We start from the raw sequence: 13379 nt of genomic DNA, 5'->3' as shown, positions 1-13379 counted from the left end.
ATCATAGAGAATTATATAAATTAATAAATGATGTATGGCAAGTAACCCAGAAGAAAGAAATAGTGATAAACAAAAAGCGCTAGATAACGCAATAAGCCAGATTGAAAAAGCATTCGGTAAAGGTGCAATAATGAAGTTGAAGCAAAACCCTGTAGAAAAAATAGACACAATATCCACAGGATCAATTGCGCTTGATTCGGCTCTAGGTGTTGGAGGTCTGCCAAAAGGGCGTATAATTGAAATATTTGGCCCCGAGAGTTCTGGTAAAACCACTCTTGCCTTGCACGTGATTGCTGAAGCACAAAAAAAAGGAGGGTCATGCGCATTTATCGATGCAGAACATGCATTGGATGTCTTATATGCTCGTAAACTTGGGGTAAGCACTGATGATTTAGTGATTTCACAACCAGACACTGGAGAGCAGGCGTTGCATATTGTTGAGTATTTAGTGTGTTCTGGTGCGGTTGATGTGATAGTTATTGACTCTGTCGCAGCATTAACTCCAAGAGCTGAAATTGAAGGTGATATGGGTGATCAACATATGGGGCTGCAAGCAAGGCTTCTAAGTCATGGGCTACGGAAACTAACCTCTGCCGTTTCAAAAGCGAACTGTATATTGATATTTATTAATCAAATTCGTATGAAAATAGGAGTAGTGTATGGAAATCCTGAAACTACCACGGGTGGAAATGCATTAAAATTCTATACTTCTGTAAGGCTTGATATAAGAAAAGTTGGTGTAATAAAAGACAAAGAAAATATTACAGGTAATGAAACAAGAGTTAAAGTTGTAAAAAATAAAGTTGCTCCTCCATTTAGAGAAGCGAAATTTGATATAATGTACAATGAAGGTATATCAAAACTCGGAGAAATAATAGATATGGGAGCAAAGCTTGGTGTGCTTGAAAAAGCAGGCGCTTACTATTCATATAACAACACACGTCTTGGGCAAGGAAGAGAGAATGTAAAAACTTACCTAAAAACAAACAAAGAAGTCGCAAATGAAATAGAAACGAAAATCAGAGATTTACTCAGAAATCATGATAATTCTATCATAATAGACGAGGATAGTGAGCAACTTTTAGAAGAATCAGTTTTCTGATCTAAACTTAGGCATTAGATTTTGTGTTGGACGGGTTGTTACAGTATGACGGTAATTCTATGTGCTAATATAACAATCTGTAATGTTACCTTGTATCAAAAAGACTTTGCTGAAGCAGTTAAAAAAAGCTTTTCATGAGAAATTATAAATGATAAATTGTTAACAATAGGTTATTGTTAATAAGATTATGTGTTTTGGTTTACCTAATATAAACAGGGAAGGTTATTCATTTATAGTAGTTTCCTTTATAGTAACGTGTATAGCATTCTCTATATCTTGGGGGTTTGGCGTTACGTGCTTGTTTCCGACATTATTGTGTACTTATTTCTTTCGTGATCCAGCAAGAGCTGTGCCAAACAATAAGAATCTTATATTAAGTCCTGCTGATGGTGTGATTTCAAAAATTGAAGAAGTTAATTATCCTTTATCAGCAGAAAACGGAGAGGAGAAGAAGTTTACGCTTGTTAGCATATTTTTAAGTGTTTTGAACGTCCATGTGAACCGTATACCAATATCTGGTACGATAAAGGAAATGAGTTATAAAAAAGGCAAGTTTGTATCCGCAATGAGCAATAGGTCTAGTAATGAAAATGAAAAGCAGGTTATTGTAATTGAATACGAAAAGGGGAAAGAAATTATTGTGGAGCAAATAGCTGGATTAATTGCACGTCGTATCGTTTGTAATTTAGGAATATCCCAGAACGTAAAAGCAGGTGAAAGGTTTGGAATTATAAGGTTTGGCAGTAGAGTGAATATCTATGTTCCTGCTGATACAGAAGTCAGAGTTTCAGAAGGGCAAACTGTTATTGGTGGTGAAACAATTATAGCAAACTTAAATAAGGAAAACGTTCAAGAGAAGCTTACTTTTGACGTTATATGAATAACGAGGGAAGTAACAGTAGATTCTTACCTATTACTAAATTATTCCCAAACTTTATAACTTTATTGGGTTTATGTTCTGGTCTCACTTCACTTAAATTTACATTTAATGAACAATGGGAATTCTCAGTAATTTTTATCATCATTGCAGCAATAATAGATGGAATGGATGGCAGAATAGCTAGAATTCTAAAATCAACTAGCGATTTTGGAGCCCAGCTTGATTCTTTTGCAGATTTTCTAAATTTTGGTGCAGCGCCTGCATTTCTTTTGTATTTTTGGAAGCTAAACGAAATCAAAGTCATAGGTTGGATTTTAGTAATGATATACGTAATCTGCATATCAATAAGACTTGCAAGATTTAATGTTTCGCTACACTCAGAACAACCATACTGGGAAAAATTTTTCTTTTCTGGTGTTCCAGCTCCAGTGTGTGCTTTACTTTCTTTGTTACCAATAATTATTACCTTTCAATCTCATGAGAGTGAATACTTACTTCTCATAGAGCGATTTTTTAACACAAGAAACGTAGCTTGTTACTTTCTGGCCATTTCATTTTTTTCGATAAGTCACATTCCAACTTTCTCTGCAAAATATATTTATATTCCCAAAAGCCTATCCTATATATTTGTGTCATTTTTTGGAGTACTTATTGTATTTTTCATCAGTAAGCCCTGGATGACTCTACCAATTTTAGGTATAGTGTATACACTTACTATTCCAATAAGCATCGGGTTTTACATATATTTTACATATAAAACTCGTTAGCTAACAAAAAATAGAAAACTGCATGATTTTGAAGATAAGTGAACTATTAAATTCATTTCTGTATATAAAGATATTCAACATTCCATTTATAATTATTTGGGTAATTGCAACTGGAATCTTTTGTACTGCCCAGTTCAAATTCATTAACTTTAGGTTACTTAAATATGGAATACAGACGCTATTCAATCTAAAGTGTAATAACAGCAACAATGGCATAATCACTCATATTCAAGCGTTTGCAACAGTAATTTCAGGAACAGTTGGTCTTGGAACAATATCAGGAGTTGCAATAGCTATCACAATAGGGGGCCCAAGTGCAGTTTTTTGGATGGTAATTACCGGAATACTTGGTATGTCGATAAAGTTTGCCGAGGTGGTGCTTGCATTTACTTATCGCTCTGAAAATACAACTGGCGGGGCTTTTTATTACATGAAGTACGGGCTTGCAAAAATTGGATTTGCAAAAACTGGTAGATTTCTTGCCTTCACTTATGCGATTATGCTACTTATTGCAATGATTTTGGGCGGTATACCATTTCAAGCAAATCAAATAGCAGCACTATCAAATAACCTCCTAGAATACAACGCATCCATTATTATATCCCTGCTTGTCTTTATTGTAATATTGGGAGGAATAAAGCGCATTGCTTTCGTTTCAACGAGCTTAGCACCAATTATGATAGTGCTATATGTGGGTATGTGTATATATTTAATTTATGTAAACGGAAGTAATTTGCTGAATGCTCTATCCATAATATTCCAAGATATCTTCAATAAATCAGCTATAGGAAGCGGAGTATTGAGCGGATTAATAGCCGGAGTGAGAAGATCAGTGTTTGCTAACGAAGCAGGTACCGGAACAGCAGCTATAGCACATTCAGCTGTAAAAGAAGAAGATCCAATTAAAGTTGGGTGCGTTGCAATGATTGCACCACTTATAGACACAATATTAATCTCATTTTTGACTGGTATTGTGATAATTATCACTGGTATGCATAGCACTGATAACGTGGGTGATATTACACTAATTAGTTCGATATTTTCAACAGCTTTGCCCTTGTTCAGCAAGTTAGTTTTTCCGCTAATGATGTTTTCCTTTGCATTTTCCACAATAATAGCTTATTGTTACTACTGTGAAGTTGCTTTGCTGTATTTATTTGGTAGTAAAAAAATACTGATACCGTTCCAAATTCTTATAGTGGTTTCAGTGTATATCAGCTGTATGTCAAAGAATATAGAATTTATATCTTATCTAGGTGACAGTTTGTTTATGTGCCTTATGATTCCAAATGCTGTTGCAATATATCTACTAAGAAGGGAAGTTTTGAATACAATAGATTCTTATTACAATTCTAAAGGGTATTAACGTGATTTATAGATTGCTTTGTATGGTGTTATTTTGCCTATTGTTTAATGATGTGTACGCTGCTTCAGGTTTTTACGAAAGTTATGACGCTGTGTTGAATGGAATAAATAACTTCATGAATGAAGTACTGTTTTTCAAGATCCTTTACGTGCCATTTATAATCCTTCTACTAGTTTTTGGTTATGTGTTTCTAACATTACGTTTTGGATTTCTCAACATAAGAATGTTTAAGCATGCGTTTGCTATTTTATGTGGAAAATATGACACGAATCACCATGATGGTCATATTACGCATTTTCAGGCATTTATGACTGCACTTTCAAGCACAGTAGGCCTTGGAACTGTTGCTGGAGTCGCAATTGCAGTTTCAATGGGTGGACCAGGAGCGGTGCCTTGGATGATGATTACAGGTTTTTTTGGTATGTCAGCAAAATTTGCTGAGGTAACGTTGGCGTTTAGACATAGAACAGAAGATCAGGACCAATTGTTTAGTGGTCCCTTTCAGTATATAAGGAATGGTCTGGAGGAATTTGGATTTAAAAAACTTGGTATTGTGCTGGCTGCCATGTATGCAGTATTCTTTGTATTATCAGGTCTTGGTGGAAGTGTAGCGTTTCAAACCAACCAAATGGTTTCAATATTATCTGGCTATTCAAGTTGGGTAGATGGTCACTCTTGGTTTCTTTCTTCCATAATTTCTGCGCTGCTTGCTTTAGTGATTATTGGCGGAATTAAAAGGATAGCTAGAGTATCTTCTGCACTAGTGCCTATTATGTCACTTATATATATCTTGAGTTGTATTATTATTATTGCATTTAATATTCATAACCTTGGTTATACGTTGAAAATATTATTTTCCACTATGATAGATTTCAATGCTGTTGGCGGAGGGATGGTAGGAGCATTTGTTGCTGGAATTCAAAGGGCAATCTTTGCCAGCGAAGCAGGTGTTGGTTCTGCTTCAATTACTCATGCAACAACTAAAGATGAAGAACCAGTAAGAACTGGACTAGTCGCTATGATAGAACCATGCTTTGACACAATGTTAATTTGCTGTTTAACAGGAATAACAATAGTAATAACAGGTGCATACCAAACAGGTGTTGGTGAGGGAATATTAATTACTCACAAAGCATTTGAGACAGTTTCTCCATGGTTTCCTATCCTTCTAACAGTAGCTGCTCCTTTGTTTGCATTTTCTTCAGTAATTTCGTTTGTATATTGTTGTGAAATGGGGTGGCTATATTTATTCGGTGCAAAAAGTATAGTGATATACCGCATAGCGGTAATAATTGTGGCGTTTTTCTCTGGTCTTTCTAAAGATATAATGGCTATTGCCAATATCGGTGGAACTTTATTCTCTTGTTTAGCTCTCATCAACATGACAGCGCTTATACTGTTTAGTAATCAGATTAACGATGAAGTTCAGTGCTACCTAAAAAGGCTGAGGAATAATAAAATTAATTAGGTTCTTGGTATAATGGAAAAGTATGTAGTCCTTATACTGTCCTACATACTCGGTTCAATACCGTTTAGCTTAATCATTACAAGAATAAAAGGGATAAACTTAAGAGAAGTAGGTTCAGGAAACATTGGTGCTACAAACGTTGCAAGGACGGGAAATAAATTTCTTGCTGCTTTGGCATTATTTCTGGATTCCTTTAAGGGATTTATTGCCGTTTATATAGCACAACAATTTTGTGATAATAACGATTTTTATATATATGTATCTGCAATTTTAGCAGTTTTAGGACACATGTTTCCTATTTGGCTAAAATTCAGTGGAGGAAAGGGCGTTGCAACCACTCTAGGGATACTGATAGCATTTAACATCGATATTACTTTAGTATTCGTAATAATTTGGATAATAGTCTTTCTTGCCTTTAGATACTCTTCCCTTGCTTCACTCAGTGCTACTTCAACGGCTGTAGCATGGTCCTTTTTTTTTCAGAGGAATTTGTTCTTAACATTACTAATTATAGGAGCACTGGTCTTCCTAAAACACCACAGAAATATTGTGAATCTTCTGCAAGGTAAAGAGTATAAATTTTATAGATAATGTACTGCCAAATTATTGACACTTAAACTACGAGACAAATTGCTTGACGGTATGATTTTGTCCTCTTTGTTTAAGTCTATGATTTTTGCTTTTGTTATATTCTCTACTTCTTGAGGTGTTAAAAGACCATCTTCAATGAATTCCTTTTTTGTTTCTCTTATTTTTTCATAAAGTTGAGTAACGTGATCTTTATTTCCTTCATATACACTTTCAATTTCTAACTCTAGCTTATGTGAAGCTCCTTTTTTTAACATTTCATCCATTGCTGCTTTTGTTACTTTTAACCTTTCTTGCAAAATTTTCTTTATTTTTTCCTTATCATTTTCGTTATTTTTACTGAGTTCTACATATACCCTATAACATCTTTTTTCTCTTGGGAGCATTCTTAACCCATCTAACATGCTAATTATCTGACCTTCAATAGTCTTCTCAGCCTTTAATTTAAATTCTGCTACTTCTTCTTCTATTATCTTATTAGCTATTCTCTTAGCTCCATCCAAAGATGAATCCTTGAGAGAAAAATCTGTCTCGAGTAGATCTCGATTTAATAGCTCTAAGAATACTTTTTTTCCGATGTTTTCGAGTAAACTTTCTTGGTCATCTAAATCATGCTCCTGCAGTTTATTTCTCATGTGCTGAACCAGCTCACAACATTGTAATTTATTTAACTTTATAGAGCTAATATTTTTCATTAACGTCAGCACAATTTGTTCACTATATTGAGAAGTAATACTCAATAATTTTCTCATTAAAGGAATACTTACTTCTGAAATAAAATCATCAACTATTTTTTGACTTTCATCGTCTTCATAACCATTTTGAACGTCATACCAAGCCTTAAGAATTTCTTTATTGTTTTTCTTGTTTTTTAACCTGTCTAACATAAACTCACGTGCTTTATTTTGTGCTTCTGAGAGCAACATTTCCCTTGGGGGAGTAAATCTAATTTCTGGATCAGGATGAATACCCTCTAGCGTGCTTAACATTCTATAGATAATACCGGTGAAGCAAGTGTTAGGAATTCGCTCTTTTCTAGAGAAAGTTTGGCTATCAATTAAATTAGAAATCAATGCATCCTTTTTACTCTTAACGGCTTCTCCGCCTCCATCATTGCAAGCCCTTAAAACTAAAAGCAGAACCTGCCCACCTGTAAAGCCGGAGCTATGCTTTTGATCATCTTTGCAAAAGTCATCTAAAAATGCAATTACTCTTCCTTTATCCTCATCACTAAACTCATATGAATTGTTTATATATCCAATGAATTGAATATATTCATCATTTTTGATTACGTCTTCAGGTACTTGTTCACTATACTTACCTTTTAATTTATCAATATTTTTAATGATATCATCATTTAATTGATGGGGCAGTAAATGTTCAAGCTTAACATCAAAACTATTAACCATACCACGTAAATTCTCTTTTATACCTTCCAAAAAGAAATTTATAGAAGCTTTAAGCAGCGTAAATGGGTTAAAATCTTTTGGCCTTAGTTCACTCTGCAATAAAATTAATAGCATTGTAAGTGGTATAGTTCCCAGTAACGAAATAAGCAAGAAAGTGGTAGTGAAAGTTAGATATGTTATGAAAGCAGAAAACAAGAGGAAGGCTGCTACCTTGATTGTATTGTTTTTAAAAAATATTTCCCAATATTCCCTTTTGCTCATTTTTTGCTGTTTTGCCGTTTTTATTTCTTTGTAGATATAAAGAGTTTTAATTTCAGACCTGAAGAACATAGTACCAAGAGAAAAAAGAACATTAACAGGATTAGTGATAATGCTTAACGAGACAAAAGCTCCAAAGTAGCTAACAAATTTTAGCTTACTAGAATCCTTTGAAGGAAATTGTATTTGAGAAATACCTATCATAGCTTACCTTCAACATCATTACACTCTAGTAATAGCATAATAATTTAAAACGTCAATGTTTAAGTATCTTATTATCCGCACACTCATCGTATTCGATCTCGACTGTAGAGTGTGCTATCTCGAACTTATCTAGCAATATTTTTTTTATTTCATATAAAACATTGGTGTGCTGCACATTTTGCTTTATTTTAGCATGCATGGTAATTATAAAATAATTATCAGACAGCGACCATGTATGTATGTGGTGCACATCTATCACTTCAGGTAATTCTGATGTGATCTTACTTTTTATCTCTTCAGCAGATATACCCTCAGGCGTACCTTCAAGGAGTATATGGCAAGAATTTTTGAGAATTTTATAGCCGCTATTTAGAATTATCACACTAACAAATACTGATAAGATTGGATCTACTATTTGCCATCCAGTAAGCATGATAATTATAGATGCAAGTATAGCAGCTACAGAACCTAAAATATCTCCTATAACGTGTAGTACAGCACTTTTTATGTTTATATTGCTCTCGCATTTACTATGTAATATAAAAAAGACTATTATGTTAGAGACAAGACCGAGTGTAGCAATTATTAACATTACTTTCCACTCAACATTGACTGGAAAAATAAACCTCTTTATTGACTCAATTATAATGATTACTGCAATGAGGAATAGAGTTAAACCATTAACAAATGCTGCAATTATCTGCAACCGATGATATCCGTATGATCTCTGCAAATCGGATTTCTTAGCTGAAAACCTATGTGCTAACCAGCTTAAAACCAAGGCAAAGAGGTCAGTGAGCATATGCCCTGCATCTGATAATAGAGCAAGCGAATGTGAAATTATTCCACCTACTATTTCCATAAACATTGTTATCGCAACTATTATTATGGAATAGATTAAGCGCTTGGACTGCGCTGCTGAGTGTTTACCGTTATGCACTGCTGTCATATAAAATCTTTTCATAAACAAAAACGTGGGTAACACTGGGTTCGAACCAGCGACCGCTTGCACGTCAAGCAAGTGCTCTACCAACTGAGCTAATTACCCATCGTGGTTTTAGTATAGTGCTTTGGTGGAATGAAAGTCAATAAACCACTTTGCTTTTGTCCTTGTCCAATGTGATTCCGGAATATAGCTGTATAGAATTTCAGCCATATTCTAAATTTTACATATTAAGTTAACTATCTATACTTTATTTATTAAGATATAAATTATATTAATACAGGGATTTACGTTTTTTTTGGGGAAATTACTTTATGCTTGATATTGAAAGATCAGCAAATTAGAGGTTAAAATTATGACAATTAGTCAACAAGTAAATAAAAATATAACTAAAGCAGAATATTTCAACAATAACGGCAAAGGGTTTAAGAGGTTGTCCGGAAACAAGTAAAAGACTTAAATATTAAAGTAGAGGTTTATTCTCACAATTTAAGAGCAAGTAAAGTTGCTAACATTGAAAGTGAGATAAGAGAAACAGCTACTAATTTTAAAAACGCATTTGAGTTAGAACGCGGCAGTTCAGAACAAACATTTAAAATTTACATGTTTGATGACAAGGATGATTACACTCACCTTGGCGGAAGCGAGCGTTTCGGTTCTTACCTTGGAGACGAAGGTGGTAAATGTTACTACAAAGGGAAAGCTGACGTTTTTGCTGAAATGTACGTCTACCAGCAAGGTGGCATTCATAACCTTCAGCATGAATTTGCACATGGTTTAACTTACTTGGCTACAGGAGGCAAATCTTTACCTACAGTATTAATGGAAGGAATTGCAGACTACTTTGAGCATCATTCAGATCATAAATTCAATTCTCAAGGATCAAGTATCGACAAAACTGAAGCTGCAAATTTGGATTTAGATAAAATTTTAAGTTTAGAATACTCAAAGGACAGCGAAGCAAATAGCTTGGTTTATAAAACAGGTCATGCGTTGATAATGTACTTACAGGAAAAAGATCCTAGTTTATTAAGAGACTACCTAGATGCTTTACGTCAAGGTAACTCAGATGAGTCAAAAAGTTTCTTGAAAGACATAAAAGGACACGATACTGACTTCAAAAGTTGGCTTGCTGAGAATGATACAGAAACTGCAATGGAACATCTCAACGCTTTGCAAGTTACAAAAGGAGATTTCATAGCAATTGGTCAAGAAATAGTGGGTGGAGAAATTAAAAACGTATCCTACTATAAAGCAAATATAGAAAAAATGGATGGAGAAAACGTTGGAAGTTTTTCTCCTGTAGAACACGTTGCATTTTATGATGTTGCTCGTGCTATAAATAGGGCAACAAATGATACACTTGATATATCAAAGGAATATCATTTCCTCAAGGTAGTAAAAACTTCCGATGGACAGGATAAACTAACTTACTCTGACCAACAAGGTAATGAGTACCGAAACAGTCTAGAGTATAAAAATCAGGCTTTTAGAATGCTATCAAAGTATGATGAAAATTTAAAGAAAGCTTATGATGATGCATTAAAAAATCTGGATGAGCAGAGGCAAATGGAATATCCCAAGATAAATAAAGAATATAGCGAAGGGAAGATTTCTTACGAAGAGTATTCAGACAAATATTATTCAATTCCCTCCAAATATGAGGAATTAAAAAGTACCTTACTTGATAAAACCATAAACACTGGCTTAGAACAAGTAAAAGCGACTAAGAACATCGACGTAGAAAAGATGTTAGGAGAGATGATCAACATCGATTCAAACTTGATAAGAGGTACAAATCATATTGATCTACAAGAAGGTAAGATTTTTTCTATGCAAGCTCATGGCCAAGGAGATATGGGTGCACTGTCTATATATGACGGAAATACAAAGCTTGGAGAATTATTGAGCGAATCAGGATTTTTTAAGCAAGTTGAAGGCCAAACTAAAGAAACTTTCGTTTTTGAGGATATATTGCACAACTTAAATGTTTCATACGAAGGCGGTGCTTACATGGCAGTTACAAAAGAAAATGGTCATTATAAAGCTTCCCTAATAGATGGCAGAACAGTTGAACGCGATGAATACTTTGATGAAGCGCATTTACATGAAAATGAATTGTTGCATCCTAGCACTGGACACATCCAAAAAGATTTAGATTCTCTGCTTCTTAGAGGTACCAAAATTTTGAATCATCAGGATTCAGAACATGCACAATATTCTGATGAGCAAAAGGCAAATGGAGTAATCGTGGAAAAAGGAAAATTACTGGATAATAAGGGAACAGATAGGACAGACGATGATGTATATGAAGCTGTCGTAAAGCAAGGAGACGAGCGCTTACATGAATTTAAAAATATGGGCTTTTATATTACCGAGAAAGGTGATCTATTTATTCATGACCATGGAGCAAACGTAAGGTTTCAACTACCACAAAGTATTACTCACCTAAAATTAGTGGAAAAAGATGGAGCATATAAGCTTGTTCCGGTGACGAAAGATGGGAATGAACATCCAGTAGGTATGCCAAATATATCAGACGAATATAGATATATAGATCCAATATTTGCACATGAATATGAAAAGAGAGATTATTCCCATAAACATGTAAATGTGGGCCTTATAAACTTAGAGAAATATGGCTCTGGCAAACTTTTTGCTATAAAGTACGACCCAAATGATTATCACATACAAAGAAACTCCAGCGGTGAAATAGTTAGAATAAAAGATCAAACATATTTCACTAAAGTAAAATTGTTTGATGGTGATGAAGAAATTGGAATGTTGTCTAATAACTTTCACAATTTCAAAGGGAAAATATTCTTTTCTGCTGACTACAACTACAGTTATAACGATTTCCTAGCATCTGTTTCTCCTCAAGTTGAAATTGAAGATATGGGAAATGGAAGTAAAAAAATAACTTTTGATCAAGGCAGTGGCGATATCGGTGATACTAATAGAGGCTACACGGACTATCAGAGAATATTTACAAAAGAGAAACAAACCGAAAGTCCAAAAGGGCAAGTAAGTGAAACTAAGACAGAAGTTCATAGTACTACTAATGTTGTTGCACAAGCTGCTGAAGAGAAAACTGCATCAAACGACAATAGTGAAATGCAGTCTGATCAGCCACAAATTCCAACAAGGGCAAAAAGGTCAGCTTCAGTGGAGGAGAAAGAGCAAGAACAGGTAGTATTAAAAGACACAATTCTCAAAATAGAAAAGAGCTACGAGCAGGACTCAGAAGGGAAGCATAAGGCAAATGTAACGATAAATTATAATGATGTGAAAGCCTTGTATGATAGAGCGGAAGGAGCAGAAAAGCAATCTGTGTTAGATTTTTGGAACAAACTGCACACATCAGATTATAAGGTTGGTGCTTTGCCGGAAGACAAATACTATTTTGAAAAAGGCAAATTCGTAATCCACGATAGTGGCACAAAGAAGCTTATAGTGTTACCTGAAGATAAGGTGTCCATCAAGATAATGAAGGATGGTGATAGTTATAGTTTAGCTATATCAAGTGGTAATGGCAAAGTAATAAACAGCATTAGTAAAATAGATAATCCAAATTACGAATTGCTGTCAGATTCAAGTCATTTCAATTCAGGGGAGCAAGATAATATTGTATTATCAGATCAACATCACGAATATAATCTTTATCTAGAGAATGGTTTTGTGAAAATGTTCGATTGCGCAAGCGATCACATTTATCACGACCACAACTCGGCCTATATCTAATACATACAAGGAGGGCAGTGCCCTCTTCTTGTCATTCCAGTGTCAAGCACTGCCGTCTTGGATGGAAACCAACGTCACGCCATGGAATGACAGGGTTTGTCATCCGAGTAGCCCCTTCGGTGTCATCCCAGTGCCCAGACACTGGGATGGCTTTGTTGCATCGCTACTTATGAAAGGCTAACTATAATTAGGATTATAAGCAACCTATTGAAAATCTTGTTTTTTTGCAATCAATCTGATCAAATTTAAGAATAGTAATTTATTATTTATATTAATAAATTTAATTCTATTGAAAATAGCTAAAGCATTGAAATTCTTGAATTTTAGCCGGATTAGTGAGTGGTAGTGAAATTTCTTTTACTCAAATTTAGGTATTCACTGACCGTTCTTGTTATAAATACCAGAATAATAAGCTACTGATATTCTCCACCTTTTTTATCTTTAATCCATCATAGCTAGCGATGCAACAAAGCCCACTGGGATCCAGAAAACTTAACTTTAAATAAGTGGCTGCATAATAAAGGCTGGATTCCAGCGGGCTTTGTTGCATCGCTACTTATGAAAGGCTAACTATAGTTAGAATTATAAGCAACCTATTGAAAATCTTGTTTTTTTGCAATCAATCTGATCAAATTTAAGAACAGTAATTTGTT

The 13379-nt window shown here is 34.5% G+C and carries 9 protein-coding genes and 1 tRNA gene; 7 read left to right on the top strand and 3 right to left on the bottom strand.

What is annotated here, in order from left to right; genetic code table 11:
- The first annotated feature begins 34 nt into the window (after positions 1–34).
- The 6 genes from recA to plsY all read left to right on the top strand — a co-directional run bounded on the left by recA (position 35) and on the right by plsY (position 6174).
- Complete coding sequence (recA, locus tag WG67_RS04530) at positions 35–1102, top strand: recombinase RecA (RefSeq protein ID WP_010963008.1); 1068 nt, start codon at positions 35–37, stop codon at positions 1100–1102.
- Between the two features lie 187 nt (positions 1103–1289).
- On the top strand, positions 1290–1982 hold the full coding sequence (locus WG67_RS04525; protein WP_007548750.1) for a phosphatidylserine decarboxylase: 693 nt from the start codon (positions 1290–1292) through the stop codon (positions 1980–1982).
- Complete coding sequence (locus WG67_RS04520) at positions 1979–2749, top strand: CDP-alcohol phosphatidyltransferase family protein (RefSeq protein WP_010963007.1); 771 nt, start codon at positions 1979–1981, stop codon at positions 2747–2749. Before WG67_RS04525 ends, WG67_RS04520 begins: the two co-directional genes overlap by 4 nt.
- Positions 2750–2771: 22 nt before the next feature.
- Entirely contained in the window at positions 2772–4115 is a 1344-nt protein-coding gene (locus WG67_RS04515; RefSeq protein WP_038199325.1) for an alanine/glycine:cation symporter family protein, read from the top strand.
- A 1-nt stretch (position 4116) separates the two neighbouring features.
- On the top strand, positions 4117–5583 hold the full coding sequence (locus tag WG67_RS04510; protein WP_070356966.1) for an alanine/glycine:cation symporter family protein: 1467 nt from the start codon (positions 4117–4119) through the stop codon (positions 5581–5583).
- 12 nt (positions 5584–5595) lie between these two features.
- Positions 5596–6174: a glycerol-3-phosphate 1-O-acyltransferase PlsY gene (gene plsY / locus WG67_RS04505; protein WP_010963004.1), complete on the top strand. Its 579-nt coding sequence runs from the start codon at positions 5596–5598 to the stop codon at positions 6172–6174.
- Here the strand turns inward: plsY and WG67_RS04500 are convergent.
- The 3 genes from WG67_RS04500 to WG67_RS04490 all read right to left on the bottom strand — a co-directional run bounded on the left by WG67_RS04500 (position 6165) and on the right by WG67_RS04490 (position 9090).
- Positions 6165–8042, bottom strand: coding sequence for a hypothetical protein (locus tag WG67_RS04500; protein WP_070356965.1), 1878 nt, complete (start codon positions 8040–8042; stop codon positions 6165–6167). The two genes, plsY and WG67_RS04500, sit on opposite strands and share 10 nt — an antisense overlap.
- 52 nt (positions 8043–8094) lie before the next feature.
- Entirely contained in the window at positions 8095–8991 is an 897-nt protein-coding gene (locus WG67_RS04495) for a cation diffusion facilitator family transporter (RefSeq protein WP_006280506.1), read from the bottom strand.
- Positions 8992–9017: 26 nt separating this feature from the next.
- Positions 9018–9090, bottom strand: a tRNA-Val gene (locus tag WG67_RS04490).
- A gap of 498 nt (positions 9091–9588) precedes the next feature.
- Here WG67_RS04490 and WG67_RS04485 point away from each other — a divergent pair.
- Positions 9589–12726, top strand: a complete 3138-nt coding sequence (locus WG67_RS04485; RefSeq protein ID WP_245683363.1) for a peptidase M2 — start codon at positions 9589–9591, stop codon at positions 12724–12726.
- The last annotated feature ends 653 nt before the right edge of the window (positions 12727–13379 follow it).

This window comes from Wolbachia endosymbiont of Drosophila incompta (genome assembly GCF_001758565.1).
Classification (GTDB): domain Bacteria; phylum Pseudomonadota; class Alphaproteobacteria; order Rickettsiales; family Anaplasmataceae; genus Wolbachia; species Wolbachia pipientis.
The sequence above is the reverse complement of the archived record's forward strand: the minus strand, read 5'-3'. Positions and strand labels throughout refer to the sequence as shown.

Coding starts and splice junctions, on each gene's coding strand:
- WG67_RS04495 (WP_006280506.1), bottom strand. CDS start 8,991: ATGACAGCAGTGCATAACGGTAAACACTCAGCAGCGCAGTCCAAGCGC.
- plsY (WP_010963004.1), top strand. CDS start 5,596: ATGGAAAAGTATGTAGTCCTTATACTGTCCTACATACTCGGTTCAATA.
- recA (WP_010963008.1), top strand. CDS start 35: ATGGCAAGTAACCCAGAAGAAAGAAATAGTGATAAACAAAAAGCGCTA.
- WG67_RS04525 (WP_007548750.1), top strand. CDS start 1,290: ATGTGTTTTGGTTTACCTAATATAAACAGGGAAGGTTATTCATTTATA.
- WG67_RS04520 (WP_010963007.1), top strand. CDS start 1,979: ATGAATAACGAGGGAAGTAACAGTAGATTCTTACCTATTACTAAATTA.
- WG67_RS04515 (WP_038199325.1), top strand. CDS start 2,772: ATGATTTTGAAGATAAGTGAACTATTAAATTCATTTCTGTATATAAAG.
- WG67_RS04485 (WP_245683363.1), top strand. CDS start 9,589: ATGTTTGATGACAAGGATGATTACACTCACCTTGGCGGAAGCGAGCGT.
- WG67_RS04500 (WP_070356965.1), bottom strand. CDS start 8,042: ATGATAGGTATTTCTCAAATACAATTTCCTTCAAAGGATTCTAGTAAG.